The sequence below is a fragment of the Sulfobacillus thermosulfidooxidans genome (assembly GCF_001280565.1).
Classification (GTDB): domain Bacteria; phylum Bacillota; class Sulfobacillia; order Sulfobacillales; family Sulfobacillaceae; genus Sulfobacillus; species Sulfobacillus thermosulfidooxidans_A.
Window position 1 is genome coordinate 1,488,577 of the sequence record NZ_LGRO01000001.1, and the last position, 21,463, is coordinate 1,510,039.

The 21,463-nt window shown below is 46.8% G+C and carries 25 protein-coding genes; 3 read left to right on the forward strand and 22 right to left on the reverse strand.

Going from position 1 to position 21,463, the window contains the following annotated elements; genetic code table 11:
* Positions 1-340: 340 nt before the first annotated feature.
* The 4 genes from AOA63_RS07475 to AOA63_RS07485 form a co-directional block, all read right to left on the reverse strand.
* On the reverse strand, positions 341-1,450 hold the full coding sequence (locus tag AOA63_RS07475) for an alkaline phosphatase family protein (protein WP_053959115.1): 1,110 nt from the start codon (positions 1,448-1,450) through the stop codon (positions 341-343).
* Between the two features lie 26 nt (positions 1,451-1,476).
* Entirely contained in the window at positions 1,477-1,653 is a 177-nt protein-coding gene (locus AOA63_RS19735; RefSeq protein ID WP_171822647.1) for a hypothetical protein, read from the reverse strand.
* A gap of 93 nt (positions 1,654-1,746) precedes the next feature.
* Positions 1,747-2,121, reverse strand: a complete 375-nt coding sequence (locus AOA63_RS07480) for a DUF423 domain-containing protein (RefSeq protein ID WP_053959116.1) — start codon at positions 2,119-2,121, stop codon at positions 1,747-1,749.
* Between the two features lie 102 nt (positions 2,122-2,223).
* Positions 2,224-2,997, reverse strand: a complete 774-nt coding sequence (locus AOA63_RS07485; protein WP_082343823.1) for a G1 family glutamic endopeptidase — start codon at positions 2,995-2,997, stop codon at positions 2,224-2,226.
* 396 nt (positions 2,998-3,393) lie between these two features.
* On the opposite strand from AOA63_RS07485, the gene AOA63_RS07495 reads away from it, so the two are divergent.
* Together AOA63_RS07495 and AOA63_RS07500 are read left to right on the forward strand one after the other, a co-directional pair.
* Positions 3,394-4,236: a sulfurtransferase gene (locus AOA63_RS07495; RefSeq protein WP_053959118.1), complete on the forward strand. Its 843-nt coding sequence runs from the start codon at positions 3,394-3,396 to the stop codon at positions 4,234-4,236.
* Positions 4,223-5,035: a site-2 protease family protein gene (locus tag AOA63_RS07500; protein WP_053959119.1), complete on the forward strand. Its 813-nt coding sequence runs from the start codon at positions 4,223-4,225 to the stop codon at positions 5,033-5,035. Before AOA63_RS07495 ends, AOA63_RS07500 begins: the two co-directional genes overlap by 14 nt.
* A 52-nt stretch (positions 5,036-5,087) precedes the next feature.
* Here AOA63_RS07500 and AOA63_RS07505 read toward each other — a convergent pair whose 3' ends face one another.
* Complete coding sequence (locus AOA63_RS07505; protein ID WP_053959120.1) at positions 5,088-5,708, reverse strand: uracil-DNA glycosylase; 621 nt, start codon at positions 5,706-5,708, stop codon at positions 5,088-5,090.
* Positions 5,701-6,369 (reverse strand): phosphatase PAP2 family protein, encoded by a 669-nt coding sequence (locus AOA63_RS07510; protein WP_053959121.1) that lies wholly within the window; start codon positions 6,367-6,369, stop codon positions 5,701-5,703. The genes AOA63_RS07505 and AOA63_RS07510 overlap by 8 nt, the downstream gene beginning before the upstream one ends.
* A 118-nt stretch (positions 6,370-6,487) precedes the next feature.
* Here AOA63_RS07510 and AOA63_RS07515 point away from each other — a divergent pair, with 118 nt between their 5' ends.
* Positions 6,488-6,700, forward strand: a complete 213-nt coding sequence (locus AOA63_RS07515) for a hypothetical protein (RefSeq protein ID WP_053959122.1) — start codon at positions 6,488-6,490, stop codon at positions 6,698-6,700.
* Positions 6,701-6,745: 45 nt separating this feature from the next.
* Here AOA63_RS07515 and AOA63_RS07520 read toward each other — a convergent pair whose 3' ends face one another.
* From AOA63_RS07520 to gcvH, 16 genes are all read right to left on the reverse strand, one after another.
* Positions 6,746-8,521: an SLC13 family permease gene (locus tag AOA63_RS07520; RefSeq protein WP_171822648.1), complete on the reverse strand. Its 1,776-nt coding sequence runs from the start codon at positions 8,519-8,521 to the stop codon at positions 6,746-6,748.
* A 401-nt stretch (positions 8,522-8,922) separates the two neighbouring features.
* On the reverse strand, positions 8,923-10,158 hold the full coding sequence (locus AOA63_RS07525) for a glutamate-5-semialdehyde dehydrogenase (protein WP_278276960.1): 1,236 nt from the start codon (positions 10,156-10,158) through the stop codon (positions 8,923-8,925).
* A gap of 45 nt (positions 10,159-10,203) precedes the next feature.
* Positions 10,204-10,962, reverse strand: coding sequence for a glutamate 5-kinase (gene proB, locus AOA63_RS07530; protein ID WP_171822649.1), 759 nt, complete (start codon positions 10,960-10,962; stop codon positions 10,204-10,206).
* A 683-nt stretch (positions 10,963-11,645) separates the two neighbouring features.
* Positions 11,646-12,320, reverse strand: a complete 675-nt coding sequence (locus tag AOA63_RS07535; protein WP_053959125.1) for a hypothetical protein — start codon at positions 12,318-12,320, stop codon at positions 11,646-11,648.
* A gap of 2 nt (positions 12,321-12,322) precedes the next feature.
* On the reverse strand, positions 12,323-14,353 hold the full coding sequence (locus tag AOA63_RS07540) for a hypothetical protein (RefSeq protein WP_053959126.1): 2,031 nt from the start codon (positions 14,351-14,353) through the stop codon (positions 12,323-12,325).
* Positions 14,354-14,372: 19 nt separating this feature from the next.
* On the reverse strand, positions 14,373-15,239 hold the full coding sequence (locus AOA63_RS07545) for an ABC transporter ATP-binding protein (protein WP_053959127.1): 867 nt from the start codon (positions 15,237-15,239) through the stop codon (positions 14,373-14,375).
* Positions 15,236-16,081, reverse strand: a complete 846-nt coding sequence (locus AOA63_RS07550; protein ID WP_053959128.1) for an ATP-binding cassette domain-containing protein — start codon at positions 16,079-16,081, stop codon at positions 15,236-15,238. The genes AOA63_RS07545 and AOA63_RS07550 overlap by 4 nt, the downstream gene beginning before the upstream one ends.
* Before the next feature lie 68 nt (positions 16,082-16,149).
* Complete coding sequence (locus AOA63_RS07555) at positions 16,150-16,500, reverse strand: hypothetical protein (protein ID WP_171822651.1); 351 nt, start codon at positions 16,498-16,500, stop codon at positions 16,150-16,152.
* 132 nt (positions 16,501-16,632) lie between these two features.
* On the reverse strand, positions 16,633-17,583 hold the full coding sequence (locus tag AOA63_RS07560) for a PrsW family intramembrane metalloprotease (RefSeq protein ID WP_053959129.1): 951 nt from the start codon (positions 17,581-17,583) through the stop codon (positions 16,633-16,635).
* A 181-nt stretch (positions 17,584-17,764) separates the two neighbouring features.
* Positions 17,765-18,109: a hypothetical protein gene (locus AOA63_RS07565; protein ID WP_053959130.1), complete on the reverse strand. Its 345-nt coding sequence runs from the start codon at positions 18,107-18,109 to the stop codon at positions 17,765-17,767.
* Positions 18,110-18,240: 131 nt separating this feature from the next.
* Positions 18,241-18,693 carry a GAF domain-containing protein gene (locus AOA63_RS07570; protein ID WP_053959131.1) on the reverse strand — a complete coding sequence of 151 codons (453 nt, stop codon included), beginning with the start codon at positions 18,691-18,693 and terminating at the stop codon, positions 18,241-18,243.
* A 56-nt stretch (positions 18,694-18,749) separates the two neighbouring features.
* Positions 18,750-19,130, reverse strand: coding sequence for a DsrE family protein (locus AOA63_RS07575; protein WP_028963013.1), 381 nt, complete (start codon positions 19,128-19,130; stop codon positions 18,750-18,752).
* A 27-nt stretch (positions 19,131-19,157) separates the two neighbouring features.
* Entirely contained in the window at positions 19,158-19,400 is a 243-nt protein-coding gene (locus AOA63_RS07580; protein ID WP_053959132.1) for a sulfurtransferase TusA family protein, read from the reverse strand.
* Positions 19,401-19,434: 34 nt separating this feature from the next.
* Entirely contained in the window at positions 19,435-20,511 is a 1,077-nt protein-coding gene (locus AOA63_RS07585; protein WP_053959133.1) for a lipoyl protein ligase domain-containing protein, read from the reverse strand.
* Between the two features lie 15 nt (positions 20,512-20,526).
* Positions 20,527-21,009: a biotin/lipoyl-containing protein gene (locus AOA63_RS07590; protein ID WP_053959134.1), complete on the reverse strand. Its 483-nt coding sequence runs from the start codon at positions 21,007-21,009 to the stop codon at positions 20,527-20,529.
* 11 nt (positions 21,010-21,020) lie between these two features.
* Complete coding sequence (gene gcvH, locus AOA63_RS07595) at positions 21,021-21,458, reverse strand: glycine cleavage system protein GcvH (protein ID WP_053959135.1); 438 nt, start codon at positions 21,456-21,458, stop codon at positions 21,021-21,023.
* Positions 21,459-21,463 lie beyond the last annotated feature (5 nt).

Below are 21,463 nucleotides of genomic sequence, written 5' to 3' on the forward strand. Positions count from 1 at the left end.
CTGCTAGATGTTTTCGTTTTGTCCATAGTGATAGTATTTTGTTCAGTCCCGCACATCCTTATTCCACCGATATTCGGGCAAATTGGTGTATAATCCATTGAATCCATAGTAATGTGTGCGGATTTCGTGATACAATATAACTAGATTTTGAAACCTGAAGTGCACTCAATTCAGGGTGTGAAGGAGGGATTGCGATGATTACAGCGGGTGACCTTCTGGTTATCGCAGTGGTCGGAATCGCATTTATCGGTGCAATTGCGGTGTTGGCGCCTATGTTATACCGTGATTACAATAAGGAATAATTTATCATTGCCGCGCCTGCCATCCTCCCACGCCTTAATTAGCGTGTCGAGGATGTTTTCTTTTCGGGGAAAAATGGAGTTAATACGGGCACATCCGCGTCTTGTGCATGGCCAAGATATGGCAAATCCCAACTATCTTCAATTGTCTTGAGCACGCTGTAATGATCGGCCCACAAGTTGATCTGCAAACGATGAGGATGACGCCCATACAGCACTAATAAAGGTACTTTACCGCCTCCTATAGCAATATCGGCAACAGGCACTACCGGAGCCTCCGGACCGGGAGCCAAATACTCGCGGAGATCGGTCGGTGATAAAAAGTTGGCGGGATCATTGGTCTCATCCCACGTGAGAAAAATTACTGAGTGACTATTCCAGCTCGGCGAATGAATGATCTCCGGAATCAACTGTTGAAGAAAATGGTCGCCATTTTCGATCAGCAACGTGGGGTTGCTCGTCGGACAACTAGCACCCGGCCCCGAGGCTTGGCCGTGCATGTCATGGCATAAATTCGGTGTAATCCAGGTAAATTGAGCAATATGGCCGGACGCTAGTTCCTGACGAAACTGGGTTAAATTTATGGTGTGAGTTGCCCGGCTTGGCTTTAAGGCTGGAAATAAGGCAAAAGGATTATGCTTTTTAGCATATAGTGCATCAGGAGGCGGAACAATCGGGGCGGTATTTTTCGGTAAATGATCCGGATACCAGTTCCCGTTAAAGTCAGAGGACGGAATACTTTCCATAACGGCTTGCCAGCTAATATTGGCCTGGTTTAGCTCTTGAGGCAAACTCATTTGATGAAACCGTTGTATGGGGCTATCGCTGTGTGTTCCTCCTGTAGAACCTGATAACAACGCGACGTAATTCGGTAGGCTTACATGCGTAACCCCAAAATAATTCGTGTCAAATCCCCACGTGTTCATCAATTGATTAATATATTTTGCGTGGGGATTATTGAGCAAAATTTTATCGCCATGGTTTTCCATCATGATGACAACCACATGCGAAAAATATGGCAGACGTGGACGTGCAAGTTGAACAATCGGTTTTTGAAATTGTGGTCCCAGTATGATTTTAAGTATTAGAACAAATAAGAGGGCAAGTCCAATCAGTCCCACAATGAGTCGTCCAACCCACCGCAAAGCCATTATCGATTCATCCTCACTCATAAGATTTACGATCGGGATAGAGCACGATCGATCTTGTGCTGAACTTTCAGATGAGCATAGCGAGAATAAAGCCATTGGGCTTCTGACTGCGTCACAAAGACATCACATCCTGCCAACAGCACACGTAATTGATCGGCATTTAAGGGCTGGCCTGCGAGCATCACCTTTTCCACAAGGTTCATCTTCGCACCTCCCACTTCTGTTCAATCACTACAGTATTCGCAGCGCATGATGTCTTTATACGGGTCATTCTCTGCCGATTCGCCAAATTTTACTTACACCACGTGGCTGGCCACGACTGCTAAAAAGGCCCACGCTATAATAAACGCCAGTCCACCAAAAGGGGTTACCATGCCCCACCGTTTCTGACCGGAAATGGATAAGATATATAAACTCCCGGAAAATAAGACAATCCCCGCGAGAAAAAGCCATCCGGCCCATGTGAGCAAAGTACTTTGGGCGATGATATGACTGAGAAGCCCCGTAACGATTAATCCTCCCGCGTGATACATTTGATACTGTACACCCGTTTGGTAATTGGCCAAGCGCGTACTATCCAATCGATTTTTGAGAGCATGTGCACCAAAAGCCCCGAGTGCCACAGATAAAAGGGCCATAACGGAGCCAAGAACCAAAAATATTGAGACCATGGTAACCTCCCTGGAATCTTAATGCTTCGCATTGTATACCAAGGACTGTATCAAGTTCCATGGTCTCTATCAAGCATGTTCCCCCTAAGGGCGAGCCTTTCTTTATGAATTGGGTGGAGATGGGGCCACTGAACCATACGCGACGTTAAATCCGTCGGTATCACTGTCTGGCAGCGACGGAGTCGAAACCTGCTTATTTTTTTGGATCATGACCCCACCATCTTGGCTAACCAATCCGGGATTTTGCCCATTGGCTGTACCCGGATTAAACGTGGTTTGCCCATAGTTGGCTAACGTAGCGATATGTCCACCAATAGTGGGCGCTTCTAAAATCCATTCTGCAGAGGAACCCGGGCCCGAGTAGGCTTGGTTCGTGGAAAAAGTCCAACCTTTCGTCAAATCTTTTAAGGTAATCGTCCAAACGCCCCCACCATCATTAACAATCGATGCCGACATATCGTCTCCAGGAGAGACGGGCTCATTGATCACGGTCTCGGCAGCTGGTAAAATTTCCCACCATGCAGAATACTGTGCTTTCCCTTGGGCATAGTCCTGCTCCGTGCCGGTTTGAATTAAATCACTGTTATTAAAGCCATCGATCCCAATCCAAGCCGATGAATAGGTGGATCCATGACTGGGGGACACGGTGGGAACAATCCATTGGCCGGTAATCGACGAGTAGGGTCCATTAGTAATCGCATAACCTGACCAGTTACTGGATGCCCACCCGTAATTACTGGTACGGTGGGAAGGAGGAGCCAACTTTAACCGTGGAGCATGGACAAGGGCCTGGGTTGCTGAAGTCCACGATAATGACGGGGAAATCACAGCAAAAGACAGGGTCAATATACTCATCGCCCAAGACTTGGGACGCATGATACCTCAACTCCTCATCGTAAATTTCAATTGCTTAATATGTGAGATATTTCTGATCCTTGAATCCGTATATTCTCTTGCCTTACCTTTATTTCCTTTATATTGATTGGAGATTTTTTACCCGTTAGACAATCCTCTTAAGACAGCGCATAATTTGTAGATAAAGAGGAGGGATTTCGGAATGTGTACGCCCTGGTCTAAAACGTTATTAATGCTTGGTGTGATGGCGAGTTTCGTGAACCCTTGGTTCATCATCATTGCGTTTTATCCCTTAGTTGCGAGTCTTTTGGCCCGTATATTACACCGAAAAATCTGGCCGGCTCAAACACATTGTCCATTGCCCACCTATGGACCGTCTAAAAAATCAGGAACACCATCAGAAAGGGTCAGTAGATCATGCCATTAAAATCGCCAAAATGGTTAGCAACTCAAAACCCTGATGAGATCATCATTGTCGATTGCCGGTATAATTTAACCCAGCCTACTCAGGCAGCTCAAGACTATGCCCAGGCACACATTCCTGGAGCCTATTTTCTCGATCTGGAATCCGATTTGTGTGCACCAAAGGGACAACATGGAGGAAGGCATCCCCTCCCCTGTGCTGATCAGTTCGGATCTGTATTGTCACATATAGGCTGGACACCCGACAAAACACTTGTCGCATATGACAGTGATGGGTCTGGGGCTGCACACTTTTGGTGGTTGGCCCGTTACTTTGGCCTAGATAAGGAGGTTATTATTCTCCAAGGTGGATTTCAAGGCTGGCTCAATGCTGGATTACCGGTGAGTGCCGATATTCCCCGTCCCCACCTATCCGAGAGGCCCACCTTGACTCCGCAATCTCAATGGGTGGTAAACCGCGATTTTGTGTTAGAACACCTGGGCCGTTATCCCTTAATCGATTCACGCTCTTATGAACGGTACATGGGATATTATGAACCGATTGATCCCGTTGCAGGGCGAATACCAGGCGCCCAACACTTTGATTATAAGGCGGTCTATGCTTCACCGGCAGAATACCGGACACTAGAAAATTTGCAACAGCATTTTGCTCCGGTGCTGGCTATAAATACGCCACCGATTGTCTATTGTGGATCAGGAGTCTCGGCATGCTCCAATATCTTTGCTTTATCCCTGTTAGGGATCCCTGCACTCTTATATGCCGGTAGTTTTAGTGACTGGATTACCTATCCCGATTCCCCTATTGAGCAAGGAGATCAGCCACATGGAACCCCATGACAAAGAACCTCATATGGATTGGAACTTTTCTCTAGATCACGAACAAGAACCACTAAACCCCGCACCGTCTAGACCCAGGCAGTCATGGACAAATTCCATTCTGTCATTTTTTGCCCTGCTTTATAAGGCGAAAGTCTTTCTGGCTTTTGGCAGTCTCGTGATATCCATGCTGTTGTATGGATTAGCTTTCGGATGGGTGTTTGGTATCGGACTTGCCATCATTATTGCTATTCACGAAACTGGTCATGTGTTAGCAAATCGTCTAAAACATTTAGACGCATCCTGGCCCACCTTTATACCATTTCTCGGCGCGATGATTAATTTGCGACAAATGCCCCGCAATGCAGATGACGAAGCGTTTATTGGGATTGCCGGTCCCATCTTTGGACTTTTCGCCACCCTTTTAACCTTGGGAGTTTACGAGATCATCCATATCCCAGCCTTGCGTTGGCTCGCATTATTTGGTTTTTTCATGCATATTTTCAATTTAATTCCCATCGTACCGCTGGACGGAGGACGCACCGTATCCTTTTTGGGATGGAAAGCCTGGATTATAGGTTTATTAGGTTTGGTTGTGGTTCTTTTTTATAGTCCCTTTACCGGGCAGATTCATGTGGATCCGTTGACAGTGATCATTCTCGGTTTTATCATTTGGAATTTTATCGGTCGCATTAAGCATAATCCGGGTCGCGATTATAATGCCATTCCCTTTTGGCACAAGGTTGTCTATACCGCATTGTGGGCCGGCCTTATGATCCTATCGATTGCAGGCTATCTCTTAACGGGTTCGGGCTTTTAGTGGCGGGATGTCCTGTCAGTTACAAACCACTCTCACACCGGGATATGTTCATTTAGTCTCCAGGAACCGGGTAAAATGGGGAATAGTGCGCGGGATTAATGCATTCGCGGTACTTATCAATAATGACTTTCATATCGTCCCAAGCCAAAATTTTCCACTCGGGGTTTCGCAGTAAGGCCGCAGGATGAAATGTGGCCCGGAAAAAGACTCCACCACGCTCAAACCACCGGCCCCGTGCCGCACGCAAGGAGGCAATACCCAGCAATGTTTGCACAGCCGTAGACCCTAGTAATACCACTATACGTGGAGACAAATAACGTAATTGGGCTGATAAATTAGGCCAGCACGCTAGACGTTCCTCGCGGGTTGGCGTTCGGTTGTGGGGAGGCCGACATTTGACCACATTAAGGATATAGACTCCATGAAACCGATCAAAACCGCCAGCCTGTAACATTTTATCCAGCAATTGTCCCGCTGGACCAACAAAAGGGCGGAGTAAGCGATCTTCTTCGGCTCCCGGTCCTTCGCCAATGAAAACCAAAGGGGGATGATGGCTGTCGCCCTCACCAAACACGACGCCATGAGCCGCTGTTCGCAGATCGCATCGGTGGCATTGTAAAATTTTTTCACGTAGCCGACGAAATTCTTCATCCTCTGCCCAGTCATCAGCCATTCACTATGACCCTGCCTTTAGATTCTGTACTTGTCCATTCCAGCCCCAATGACGCTAACACATAACCTCCAACGGCATCCCAGATCCAATGACCTCCCGTCGCTACCACACAGAATGCCGCAACACCTGCTATCACCACCCGCCATTTGGATGACAAAAAAAGACCATAGGCATATGTGATGCGAAATACATGGCCACTCGGAAACGACCCACGCAAAAGGTGTGAAGCAAGATGGTGACCCACCCCTGCCGAAGGATTTAACTGACGTAACCATGCGAATACCGTCGACGGTTCGACATTGGTCCAAACAATGAGTTGACGATATCCTGCTGGCGGAGGCACATTCGGGGGAAATGGTGTCGCCACAAAATGTTTGACCAGGAGTTCTGTGACACTGCCTAAAATAAAAATCCCCAAAACACGCCACTTAGCGGGTTCACGCCCAAAATATCCACTTGCTCGGTAGATTACCAGCAACGTGGTTATCGGCAGACCTCCCACCACCCAAATCAATTGTAAAACCGGATAACGATGTCCCCAAAATTCCAAATCATGACTCACCATCTCATTAAAGAGATGCACCACGTAAGTCGGAGCAAGGAGCATGGACACCATAAAGACTGCTAACCATAAAAGCACTGTAATCTTATTTCGTTGCATAAATTTATTCAATCATGCTTTGCTGTTTCTGTCATCCCTAGACGCCATCGCCCAATTTTGATATGCTCTCATCAACGTCAAGTTCCCATCCTTCATGCACAAAGGAAAGGAGTATGTGATGACCGTAGAAATTGCCATAATTGTCAGTCTATTGGTGTGGGTAGGAATTTTTGCTGGATGGTGGCTCCGCCAAATGCTTCTGATCGATAAAGAGCCCAAAACGCCAAAAGGCTGGAAAATCATTCGACCGCGACGGCGCTTTCACCAGTGGTTTCAGGATTATCCTTACGATAAATTTGACTCATCAAGTCCTACCCGATTCCCCAAATAACACCGGCTTTCAGCTCTTCTCATCCGTTAAATCTGGGTATCGTATTTAAAACGGAAAGAATATTGGAATTAGCCAGGTGGCGACAGCTGCAAACAGCACGGTTAAGGGAATACCCAAGCGGAGAAAATCACCGTATTTAAATCCTCCCGGTCCCATGATTAAAAGGTCCACCTTGTTGGCCAATGGCGTTAACGGAGAGGCTGAAACCGCCACCATCACCGCCATCACGAAGGGATCTGGAAGCACATGTAAGGGTCGAGCCAATTGGGCAGCGACAGGCGCCAAAACCAAGACGGTGGCAATGTTCGATAAGACTTGCGTCAAAATGGCGGCAATCATAAACAACATCGCGATCATCCAGGTAGGATGATTACCTAACATGTGATTCACCATGATTAAAGCAGATACCATCTTTTGTGTGATACCTGTTCGAATCAATGCGGTTCCTAGCGGAATCATTCCCGCCACAAAAACCACAATACGCCATTCAATCGCTCGGTAAGCGTCTGAAATTTGCAAAATTCCCGTGATGGCCATCAACACAATTCCTAAAACGATAGCCAACTTAATATCGATAATGTTTAAGGCTGCAAGTAATAAAGAGCCCAATAAAATCGTGGGTGCTAACCACAACCCGTAACGCCTGGTAGGCACCCGTTGAATCGGCTCGTTTAGCGAAATAATGCCATGAAGATTTTGTAAGGCTGCGAGATTTTCTGGACTTCCTTGGACAAGCAAAATGTCACCCACCCGTAAACGGATATCGGTGAGGCGTTGATACACTAACTCTCCATCGCGATAAAGCCCCAATACTGTAATGCCATACCGGTGTCGCAAATGCAACTGGATGACAGTGCGTCCGACCCAAGGAGCGCGATGACCCAAGAGCAATTCCGCCACAACTACCTCACTGGGCTCCTGGGAGTCGGCGGGAGGATCCGCGGCTAGAACCATACCCCATTTTTGGTCGTCAGAATTTAATAAGCGATCAACATCTCCCAAAACCAATAAAATATCGTCGGCTTGCAAACGGCTTTGACTGTGCGCCGGCATAACCCGGCCATTTCTAACAATCCGCGTCACAGTTAGCCCTTTTTCGGTAAATACTTTAATCGTATCCAAAGTTTTGCCAATAAGAGGCGAATCCGCTAACACCTTAACTTCTGACATGTATTCGCGCAGAGAATCTGCATTATCAATTAAAGGAGTCTCGGATCGTTGAGGAATCAAAAAGCGGCCGAGAGTCACCATAAAGCCAATACCAACCAGCAATAAAGCCAAACCTAATGGGGTAATCCCAAATATACTAATAGGCGCATAACCCGCGGTCTTTAATGCTTGATTGCCAACAATATTGCCCGCACTGCCGACCATTGTCAGCAGCCCGCCCAATGTGGCCGCCACCGCCAGCGGCATTAACAGCTTTTGTACAGGAACCTGAATCCGCTGATGTAATGTTTTAACAACCGGTATGAACATACCCACGAGCCCTACATCGCTGATAAAAGCCGAGGGGAATGCTGCGGTAATCATTAATACCGTGGAAAGTCGTTTTTCTCCTGACCCGCCTATGCGCTGCAAAAATCGCGCGAGCCAATCTGTAACGCCCGATGCCACAAGGCCTTCGCCAAGTGCCAACATCCCTGCAATCAAAATCACCGCCTCCGATGAAAACCCGGAAAATAGGATGGAAAGCGGTAAACTGCGAGTGAGCCCAAGGCTTAATAACACGATCAGTCCAATCAAATCAATGCGCACACGATTGGACGCGAGTAACGCCATAGCCAAGAGAAAAATTCCTAAGACAATAAGTGATTGCACCGAGTTCTCCTATTCACCACTTGTTATATTAAACATCTCAGTGTGTTATTTTCCAATAAGAATATCGAAATTTGGGAATCATGTGCCACCTATTGCCTGACACTTCTTCTGAATTTAGGTTTTTAAACGAATGCTAAGCTATATTTGTATTGGCAGTCATTGGGTTGTCGTGTTGACCTAACTCAGAAGCGTGCACAGTTCCTTAGGATAATCCTCTTTTAGGTCCATCAACAGATTATCTCGTTCCTTTCAAACCGGAGTAACCGGGTGAGTCGAATGTCGTGGCATTCCCACAGTCCTACTCAGGCTACAGGTTTCTTTTTACCGTTGGCAGGAAATATGCGGCGCTTTCCTTGAAACCTAATCCTTCCCCCGAAGTGTTGGAAAATCTTGATAGGGCACTAACGAGTTTGCCCATGTCCCTTGGCGATCCATTTCCATGTCGTTAACGCTAAGAGTCCCATGGGTCCCCTGGCATGAAGTTTCTGGGTGGAAATTCCTACTTCACCGCCCATTCCAAATTCATACCCATCGGTAAAACGTGTGGATGCATTCCAATAGACCACCGCGGCATCCACCGCGTTTAAGAAATATTCTCCACGCGAATAATCGTTGGTGACGATGGCTTCAGAATGTTTCGTCCCATATCGGGCGATATGGTCAATGGCCTCATCGATACTCTCCACAATTTTGACCGCCAAGTCGAGACTTAAATATTCTGTGGCGAAATCTTCTTCCGTCGCCGGAACAGCAAACGATAAATAAGGTCTAGACGAGGAATCTGCATGCAATGTCACTCCATAGGAATTTAGATGCTGTTCTAGCGCAGGAAGAAACTTGGCAGCCATATCGCGGTGCACCAGTACGGTTTCGGCAGCATTGCAGACTCCGGGATTTGAGACTTTAGCGTTGGTCACTATGTCCACGGCCATACCAATGTCTGCCCCATCGTCCACATACACATGGCAATTTCCGACGCCTGTTTCGATAACCGGTACGGTCGCTTCATTGACCACTTTTTGAATAAGACCCGGACCTCCTCGAGGAATGAGTAAATCAAGACCATGTAAATGCATCAAGTCGGTCACATATTGACGATCCGGGTCCAATATAGCTTGCACCAGCTCCTTATCGAATCCATTTGCGGTTATCGCATCTTGCCAACAATCGGTGATAACCCTAATGGATTCCATTGCCTCATGACCTCCTCGCAATATGGCAGCATTTCCTGATTTGATAATGAGGGCAGTAGCTTCAATGGCCACACCGGGTCGACTTTCAAATACTAAACCAATGACCCCTAAAGGCACATGGACTGCTTCAATGGTCAATCCATTAGGTAAACGCCGTTGTCCCTCGCCTTGGCCTAGGGGATCGGGTTGCCGTATTACCACATGAATCCCATCGATGAGGCGCATCAATTGTGCCTCTGTCAGTTCGAGGCGCTTCATCAATGCCGGAGATAAATCGATGGCACGTTCGATGTCATTTTGATTCGCTGCTAAAATCATCTCGCGTCGCTCCGCTAATAACGATGCCATGGTCTCTAAAATCTGATTTCGCTTTTCCCCAGGACTCAGGGCCAAGGTTTTTTGCGCCCGACGGCTTGCTTCTAACATCTGTTGCAGCATATCCACTGCTCCTTTTCTTAAAGTCCAAGAATTTGCCAGAATAGCGTTGTTCTATGAATTTTCGGGCTGCGACAAGAAATAAGTAGCGCGCATAGGATCTCCCTGAATCAAATGTTGCAAAATTCCATAAGTGGAACTGTCCGCAAGGATGGTGGGAATGCCATGTTCCTGAGCAATGCGGGCGGCTAATAACTTTGTGTGCATCCCCCCTGTTCCCCATGGACCTTTTGACGCCATATGTCGGTTGAGGAGTTCTGCTGAAACCCACGGAACCGTTGCAATGTGCTGGGCATCAGGATCTTGTCGGGGATCTTCTGTATATAATCCGTCGACATCCGATAATAAAATGAGAAGATCAGCCTCAATCAAGCCAGCCACGCGCGCGGCAAGCGTATCGTTGTCTCCAATACGAATTTCTTCATGCGCTACTGTGTCATTTTCATTCACAATGGGAAGTGCTCCCCATTCCAGTAAGCGTTGAATAGTGTTAGCAGAATTAGCACGTCGTGCGGGATGCTCAAGATCTTGTCGCGTCAAAAGAATTTGGGCCAGAGAAATGTCTGGCAAGTGTCGCTGATAGGCCTGCATCAAATAGGTCTGCCCAATGGCAGCTAGAGCTTGCTTTTCGATAACATTGGTGGGACGTTTGCCCGTATGTCCAATTCCTGCTCCGACTGCTCCTGACGAGACGACAATGAGTTCATGATGTTGTCTGCGGGTCCATGCAATTTGACGGGCCAAATTCTCGACCCGTTCGTCCATTAGCCGCCCATCATCCCCACATAAACTTGATGTCCCAATCTTCACCACAATCCGCAACCGTCATATCCCCCATTCAACAACAAAAATCCGTCCTCCATGAGGACGGATTAGCTCCGCGGTACCACCTCGATTGCCTAAAAGGCCCCTCGACACCGGATAACGGCGGCACCGTCTTGTTCATCACAAGAATGCTCCGAAGTGGGTAAGATTTCTCTTTCATACCAGTTTTCACAGACTCTGGCTCTCTGTCATGAAGAGACAATCTATGGCTTCTTCATTGCACTCAAAAACATAATTCACTTGATTCCCATCTGTAATCTTCAATCATAAGAAAACAAGATTACACCAAACCACTCATTTATTGAAACTAATATTAATAACACGATTACATCTTTGTCAATCACAAAGCGCATTATCGAGAGCTTGCCCAAACCACGATGGAGTTGTCACTTAACATCATTTCCGCAGTGGTGGCGATTTTTACAACCATTGCCTGAATATTCATAGTCTGTAAGTCCGTTCCTTTAGAATAAGCCGCAGACTTCCTAAAAAATTGACACCAACGCATACAATGTTCCGTTGTCTTATTTTTGCCACCGCTTATAACTCACAAATAAAACTCTCTAGCCAATAGAGATAATGTCAAGTCACCGCAGCAGGAACCGCACGCAATAGAACAATCACTGACGGCTATTACGATTAAGGTCTTTGAGGAACAACTACATTCTTTTTTAAGATAGCATCCGTTGGTATAATCGCCGCGCCAAAATAATTGCCATGCTCATTAACAAGAAGCCTATCACAAATTGCGTGATCGATACGATTTGCCAATTCAAGCGAGTAACGGGCCAGCGATATGCAAATAAATTTGCCAATTGCAGGAATGGCAATGCCTGAAATCCTCCAAGAATCCGAACAATTAAATCGGACACAGGCAGGGCTATCGCCACTAAATAGCCCACCGCTACACGTTTGGTGAGAGCGCTAGCCCATAGCGCCAAACTGGATTCCAAAAACAAAGGCCCTAGAGCCGCTAAGATTCCAGCTCCCAGTTTGACTGGTCCCCATAGGTCGATCATAACCGCCACAAAAACGGTATTCACCACTGTTGCCATACCCCAACTAATAGCCCACCGCACAAGCAAAATTTGCTGTCGGGGCAATGATGATGTCAATTCAATCATCCCAAATTCATGGTCGATGACCATCAAGGGAGCAGTAATAAAAGCATAGGTCAGGGGAAAAAAAGCTTCACAGTTTTCAATGAAATGATGTTGCCATAACCGCGCCAATTCAAGGGGACCATGGGTCAATGCCAATAAGGTCACGGAAATTCCAGCGAGGATAACCGGCATCCATCCGATAATCTCCACATTTACCTGGATAATGTGCCACAATGATCGCATGATTATAGTCCTCCATCTGGCGATAATCCGGCGTAGCTAAGCCATTGTCGGGCCGAAAGCGTGGAGAGATGAGGCCATTCATTCAATATGGTTGCCGCCTCTTGGGACGTGAGTTTCGGTAACCCCGGGATTTGTCCCCGTTGAACCTCCGCCAATAATGAGTGAATTCTGGAACTTTCTCGGTACGCTTCCAGCAAAGTTTCGTACTGTAAAACAGTCGAATGAGGATATGGCTCCCACCATAACTGGTCCAATGTCACCGCGGCTTCAAATGGCGAAGGAACCTGAGAGGAGCCTGTTACCGGATCTCCAGGTAACGTATAAGGATGGACTGCCGAAACAATCAATACCCGCTGCCACAAAAGGGGATGAATGGTAATAGGACTATAAACTACGATAAAGGGTTTCTGTGTGCCGATTAGCCATGGCCCAAGACGATTCCACGCCTGCCTAAAGCTTTGAAACGAGCGAGTGGCTGATTTGGACAATGGTTGCGGTCCAAGCACATCAAAGCCTCGATGGCGGACAATGCGGTATGGTGCTTGAAAGAAAAATAACGGACCTTGATTGGGCTCATAGATCCAAGTCTTAGAACCTTCAATATCCATATCGGTTACCGGCACTGGTAAACGCTCACTGGCAGGCTCTGATAAAATCAACTTTGACAGTCCGGAGACAATTACAGCTTGTTGTTGATGAATTTGTAAAAGACGCGGATACCAAAATCCTCCGCTTTGTAGGAATACACGCGACCGTCCTACATATAAATGTTCATAAATATTGCCCGGAAAAAATGGCGGATACACTAATGGGGTCGGTTGTGGTAATAGATGGCCATAAAATGATAGAGTTAACGTCTTTACGGGATGGGTTAAGCGCACATTCCATTGGGCAGCAGCCGACATGGCAAATACATCTCCGTGATTGAGACGCAATAGGGGAAAATTCCCCTTCAAAATCAATCCGCGGTTCAGTGCCACGCTCAGTTTTCCCACTTGGGGCTGCGAAAAAGACATAATGGCCTGACCCGAAACAAAGCCGGTAGATGGATTAACATGCAATGTCACCGTTTCATTGCGGGTCTGCACCTGTTCGTCTATGGTCATAGCTAAGGGATATGGCGAAAGTTCGGTGGCCAAATGATGCAGCATGGCTAACCCCAGAAAAAATCCGGCTAGGAGAACGAAATATCCCAGGCGAACTTTTCCGCCACTTGTTAACGGATAAAAACGCGTAACAGTTCGTGAACTCATCAACGCTAAAAGAAAAAACCCCAAACCCACGGCCATCCAGACTAAACGGTTGATAACCAGCCACGAAGGGATCCCAATGGGACCATATAAAGCGGGCGGTAATGCCAACCCCAACATCAAAAATCCAGGAAAGGGATTGTAGAACAACAGGTGGGGATCCCACGCCTCTAGTGCCGGAATTTTGTACTCGCTAAAGGCAATGATTAAGGAAAGGACAATAGCGGGAACAAAATAATGACTCCCATCCCCCCGCCACTCACTAAGCCAGAGAAACATGCCTGTTACAACAACAAGACTCGGGGCGGCAATCGTCAACAAAAAGAAAAAGTTGTCGGCAATGCTTGGCATAATGGGAAACGCCCCGATAATCGCCATAAGCAAGGAGCCTTCAATACCTATGAGGCCTAAAATAATGAGTCCCACAATAAGTAGTCCCAAAAACCGGCCACTTAAATAGGCAAAGCGCGGTAAACGCCGGGTATGCCACAAAAGCTCATGAGGCCGATTACGCCCCAATTGACCAATGATCAGGACTAAACTAAAAGGCGTCACTTGATAGGAGATTGCCAGCATTTGAATCGCGCCATCACCTGCGTTGGGTGACCCAATGGTGGCAATCGCGGATAAAAAGGTTAAGATCGCCAATAACACGATTTCTAATCGGGTTAACGGATCACGCCAACTTAAACGGACGGTATCTTTAATGACCACGGCGATAATGGTTCTAAATGGCCGTGGAATACCCATGGAATTTAATGATGTCATCACTGCTGATTGCATGACCTTTCGTGTAATCGGGTTACTCCTCCTTTCCCATATGTTGAATAACTGACAAATACCCGTCCAACACCGTGGGCTCACGGTAGGCCCACAGCGTTTCAGGTTTCGTGCTTAATACGGGAATTCCATGGGGAGATTTCAGCCCCGCCACAATCGTGTGATCGTGAGATACAACAGGGTCTTTGGCCCAGAAACTGTAAGGTTGGGCTCTTTGACGCAAGTCATCCGTTGAACCCGCAAATCGTGTCGTCCCTTTATCTAAAATAATGACATACTGGCAATATTGTTCAACTTCGGTTAATAAATGGGTTGTAATCAGATAACCGCCATCGATCTGGAATTCGCGGTTCCATAACGTCAAATCCCGCCAGAAGGCCAATCGTCCAGCCGGGTCAAGTCCTGCGGTCGGTTCATCCAATAAAACAATAGGCTGCCTTTGCATCCATGCGGCGGCCAAGGCTAATCTCCTCTTCTGACCCCCATCAAGTTGTTTACCGGAAAAAAAAGCCACAGCAGACAGGTCCATCCTCAACAAAATCTCCCGCGCACGGTCTCTGGCCTGATCATACCTCAACCCATGAAATCCACCAATCCATACCAGATAGTCAAAGGGCGTAAGGTTCGGATAAGCTCCTGGAAACTGGGGAACATATGCGGCTCGGGAACGCGAAGGAAGACCCGGCAAATTCACTATCAAATGTCCCTCAGAAGGTTCATAGATACCGGCCAAAATACGAAAGAGCGTGGTTTTCCCAGCACCATTGGGTCCGATGAGCGCGGTTATCCCACGATGTAAACGGAATGAAACATTTTTTAAAAGCCATTCATTACGGATAGATAGGCCTATGTGATCGGCCGCAAGCAAACAGGATGAAGAAGTGATCATGACACCATCAACTCGCGTTGTGATAAATACCAATAATATCCATCTTCTAAGGTCGGTTCGACACTCACCGCATTGGGAAGAGGTTTATCACTAAAAATTTTTACCCGGCCATCAGGCATCGGTTGCCACAATCGCGATCGTCCCCAATCAACATCGTGTTCAGACAACAAAAATACATGCCCCAGGGCTACTTCTCGAAGTTGTTGCCGGCTCATGATCTCGACTTGACCTTGCGGTAACACCAAGACAATATCCCCTTGCAAAGCCGCCACCTCTTCCAGGCGCGAGGTCGCAATCACGACGTGCCGTTTCTGAGAAAGCTCTGATAATAAGCCCAGTACCGTCAATTGCTCTTCAGGATCGAGACCTGACGTCGGTTCATCGATAATTACCCAGGGCGCAGGATAGAGAAGGACAGCAGCTAAGAGCGCGCGGCGTTTCATTCCGCCAGACATGTGTCCAAGCCGACGGTCTAACACTGACTCTAAATGCACAAGGGACGCCATGTCGTAAACCGTTTTATTTACCTGAATACTGGCTTGTCCGTCTAATTCGGCTAATTCGCTCAGGTATTCTCGCAGTGTCAAATCCCAAGGCAAAATGTTTTCTTGGGGCATATAACTAATCAATTGTCCCACGACAGTACGATCGGCTGGCACCCCGTCAATCAAAATTTCCCCTGCATAAACTGATACGTAACCCAGCAAAGAGCTTAACAATGTCGATTTACCTGATCCCGACGGTCCAATCACCGACATGCTCGGATAAATCGTGAGATTTAATTGATTAAAAATAGGATTATCCTGATCAAATCCCATGGTCACTGCCGACCACGATAACACCGATCATTCCTGCCTTTCTTAGTACCCTAACCACTCACAAGATCGTACTGCTGATCCATTGATGGACGCTAACCTTCTTCAATTTCAGCTTTTTCAAAGAAGCGGGTCCAAATGCCCCTGACCAAAACAATTAATGATATCGCAATAGCCACTGGCAAAACACCTTCCACACTGTGCGCTAAAGCCAACTGTCTGGCTAAAACGGTAGCAACAATGTCTAAAAGCCTTGTTGGTGATAAGTGACGAAATAAATCCCGCATTTCTACAAGCAACGCCAAGGTAAAAATGTCATCCAATATTCCCCGCAAATTCATCAGAATTTGCTCCGGATGATAGATAAGTCCTCCCCAATGGGCAAAAAAGGCCACAATGCCCACCGCCAACGTCACTAAAATAACGACTTCAATAAACCACCGCAACCAATAGGTAATATGGCGCGTAAGACGAAATAAAGCTGCTGGTACCGTAAACAGAACCCTCCTTCATCCTTTTCCACCTTAATAGGGAAAAATTAAAATAAAAAAAATATCAGTTGCGTTGCAATTCTCCTCTTATCCTTTCGAAACACTTAAATATTGACGTCGTCGATTATTGAGCAACAAGCTCAAAAAGAGCAGGTACGAAAGAGCGACGTCCAAAATCGATAAATCGCCATATCCTAATGATGCATCGTAGAATCCGTGAAAAATTGCGGCAATCAGATAAGCCCCAACCGCAAGATGCCAATCGCGGTATCCCCTTTGTGCCACAATTCCTAAAGCATAAGCGACAATGCCTGCCCAAATGGCATGCAAAAAGGGCGTATATAATGCGCGCGTTAATGCTGTAATAGTACCAAGACCCACACTATGATGAAGAACGTCGAATAAAATACCATGTTGCACATAGGAAATATTTTCGACAGCAGAAAAGCCCAAACCCGAACTGATTCCCACCATCATATAGGCTAGCGGACTCCAAGCCTTCTTTTTAGTCCGATTAAAAAAGAAGATTAACAGTACAATCATTTGTTTGGCAAACTCTTCGGTCAAGCCAATGAATAACACGTAAGCGGGAGCCGATATAAACAATACATGCGAATTCAACAGTAAATTAGCCCCATGATTTATCCAAAACGACTCCACGGTCAGGGCAACCAATACCCCAATCGTGCCCGTGAATACATAAGCTGTAATGTCTAACAGCAAGGACCGAATACGCAATTGTGCAGCCATTAATGGTTGAAAAATGAAAAACCAGAATAAAGAAAAATAGACCATCATTCCGTCAACAATATTGAGATGTAAATCTCCTAGAAGAATTGGCGCTGTAGCAAATACAAATAACCCTAAAAACAACCGGGATTTGAGAATCGTGAAAACATATAAAAGAAGGTTGTTGGGCAACGGACGATATGCAACAGCAAACAATCCGGCCTGACGATTTCGGCACGCATCACACAACAATTCATCAATTGGCGCACCGCAATTTTCACATTGATGGCGATGTGGAGGGAGGTTCATCCCAAAATCCGCCTTTCATGATTAGTAACAGCAACCATCTTGGTCTTCGTTCCTTCGTTCTTTAATCGGAATGGCCATTTCGCCAAACACGGTTAGCAGTTGGTTATAAAGCCGTAAAATTTCTATCCCTCAAAAGACATCATGATTATAAAGACATCATACACAACATCTGTCTTTGTGACTAATCATGTAATATGCCATCCTGCCAAGCCTGATCTACTCGATTGTTCCATTCTTGCCATGATTTTTCAGGTGGTACATGTTCAAGAATCCATGCCGCATACCACAAGGCGGCCCGAACTTCTTGTTCTGGAACATTGAGGTCCTTTGCAATAGCCTTTAAGGGTGCCAGATGTTCCAGTTGTTTTAGCAACTCTGGTATAGACCTTAAAGACCGTCTGGCATAGGGCAAGTGATCACACTTAGTTTGGCTATGCCCGATTTCTTTAAAAATAACCCATAACGGAAATTTCGGATCCGAGCGGGTGTCGACCCAATAATCGAGACGTAAAGAAGCTTCATCCATATTAATACTCCTTCCCTTTCCTGTTCGCGTTTCCAAGATAGACGAGTAAGTGGCGTAAGGTAATGTTTTGCAGCCAGATTAAAACGAGCCGAATGATAACAACGATCATTCGGCTCGGAGTTCCAGGGCGATTAACTTAATAGCGAGGCCATTTGACCTAGCCATTCTACTGCCACTAAATCGATTCCGTCCACCTCAGGTGATTGACAGTCCAACACCGCATAGAGATGGTTATCACGGATGAGAGGAAGTCCAACTTCGCACTTAGTTTCCGCAATCGCGGCAATGTAACCGGGAAATTTCTTAATGGACCCGACTATTTGCACCGCACGTTCAGCCGCGCAGGATCCCACAACCCCTTGGCCCCACAAAATAAGAGATGGCGCTGGGTCCCCATAAAATGGCCCCAGGATTAAGTCATGTCCTAAATGAAAGACACGGTAAAATCCGATCCAACACCAAGCAGGCCACAATTGACGTATTTGGGCTACAACATTCGCCATTACGGCAACATCATCAGGTCCCTGATTCTTCCACTGGGTAATCCGGTCAATTGCCTTTTGGTAATCAGCAAGTTCAGCCATCGACTCATCCTCATTCGTCTCACATCTTTAATTAGGCCGACGATTATTGAACTCCGCTAAAAGGTAATCACCACATCAGATTCCAGCGCCATTTCATTTACAGCACTGCCGCCAACCACACCTTCTGTTTCAATCAAATCCTCCAAGGTACAATCATTTAAGTCCAAACTGGGAGCACACACATAAAATTTCACCCCAGCATCGCGAGCTTGATCAATGAAAAACTGTAGCCGCGCCCCATCACCACCTTCTTTGACCGTTAACTCTTCGGCGACTCCGCGCTTTAAAAGAGCCGTCGCTCGAATGGTAAAGACCATCGACACATCATGATCCATCAAAGCGGCAGTTGTTGCTAAAAAGAACGGGGAAGCGGCACGGTAAGCGACTTCGGGTCCCGTAGTTAGGATGTAAAGATATTTCTTCACGTCTGATGACATAATGGACTCCTTTCTTCGTTTCCTTGACTATTTCATACGGCGGATTAAAAACCGAAAGACTTCGCCTTGTTGTTCTGCCAGGAGCAGTTCATGACCCGTGGACCGTGCCCAAGCTTTGAAATCAGCCATCGATCCGGGATCTGTACTCAGAATTTCCACTACCTGTCCCACTTCGACGCTAGTGATACCTTTTTTCGCTCGAATAACAGGCATCGGGCACTTGAGCCCCGATGCATCAACTTTTAAATCGGCTTCAACAGGAGTACTCATGCGTTCCACATCCTTTCATGGATTATCAAAATCTTTACAGTACAGGAGATTGTTGGGTGCTTTCAGCACGCCGAAAACATTCCACGATATCCGAGGCGACAACCCCGGGTATCGACACCTTTTCGAATAACTGGCGAGATGCTTCCTCCACATTGTGTTCGTTCACTAGCCGTCCACAAAGATACCGTTGAAAATCTTCCACCGCTGAACTATCCCATGGATCCATGAAGAAATCCCCACTAAAGTTGACATCGTCAAAAACCCCGTCGTTCACACGATATATTAACCGAAGTAGTCCACCGGGTGCTTTAAAGACGCCTTCGTGCAGATATACGCCCGAGCGAATCTTAATTCCGGATTGAAATAATCCTCTTTCACCCCGGTAGACAAACTCGGGATCAAATAATTTCAACGCGTATTTCTCTATATCCGCCTCTTCTTCAGATGATAACTGATCAGCATGCACGGGCTCGTTTAGTAATCGGGAGAAGTTGTCTACGAGTTTGGCGACAACCATCTGGCGTTCAGGCGGTTCGCCAAGTTCCTGATTAATTGTGGTCATATACTCGCTGAGACTCGAAATCATTTTATCGCGAAATTTTTCGGACGGGACCTTTAAGACCCGAGCCATTAATGCCACATTAAAGTCAAATAACAAGCTCCCCACTATGACGGTAGTCGTTCCCATTGTCGATGCGCCAGTTCCCCCAATCTTTCGTGGCCCTACCACAATGTCATTGACTGGGCGAAACTGCGCATTAATTCCCATTTGCTGGTACGTTTCAATCGGAGCCTTGAGAATTTCTCGGTACATATCCTCGACGGGTCCCCGTGGCTTCGGCAATAACAAATGCCAAAAAACTTGACCGTGATCGAGATAAACGGCACCACCTCCTACAAATCTCCGACCCACTAATATTTGATGGGTCTCACAAAATTCGCGGTCGATTTCTCGACTGGCCAGTTGATGATAACCAACACAAACATAGGGACGGTCAGGACTAACAGTCACCAGTGTTATTTCGTCGTGGGGTTTCAAACGCTGGGCTAATGCATGATAGACGGCTTGAGACATTTCCCGCTTGACTGTTCCTAAATCGAGATACCGCACCGTGTTTCCCCCATTTCATAAATCATCATCAGAGTCGCTCGTTGTGGTCTCTTCAATCGGGGCGCAACGCATACAGGTAATCCCTTCTTCTTGAAGCTTTTCCCGGTAAATGGCCGCGACATCTGAACCTTTTATCAGATGTGGACTCAGCCACTCACTCCCTGGTTGCAGTTCGGCTACCCATCCTTCTCCATAGGGATCGCGATTAATCATGTTGGGATCGCTCAAAACGATCTCATTCACACGCACAACCGTACCATCGACCGGCGCAGGAAATGGACCTACCCACTTCGCTGATTCGATAGTCGCCACATTTTTTCCAGCTTTGACGGCTTTTCCAGGCCGTCCTCTCACATGAAGAATTTTTCCTGCGCGCGTTTGAGCAGGATCGGTCATTCCAATACGCAATATGCCTGAAGGCAAGCTCTCAATCCACACATCACGTTCCACGTCAAACCATAAATGATCGGGGAATTCACATGCAAATACTTGTGACACGTCTCTCCCCCCTATTTTTGACAATGAATCCCGTCTTGTTCTAATTTTTCACGGTATGAAGCCACGCCCGTTTCTCCCGTTGCTAAGGCTTTAGCGTCCTCATCCCAGTTGGTAGGCTTGACTTTTAGTAGCCAGCCTTCTCCGTAAGGATCTTCATTGACTAATCCGGGATTAGCTTTAACGGCTCCATTGACCTCTATCACCTCCCCTGCCACTGGGGTCGGAATAGATCCCACCCATTTTCCACTCTCTAGTGTTCCGCCACTCTTGCCACGGGCCAATGTTTTACCCGCGGATTTTAGGTTAACGACGATAATCTTGCCAGCCAAACTTTGGGCCACATCGGTCAATCCGACAAGGACGACATCCCCCTCCGGTTTAGCCCATACATGTTTTTCGATCCAGTAATAACGATCTTCAGGTATGTTACACCCCTGTACCTCAGCCATGACGT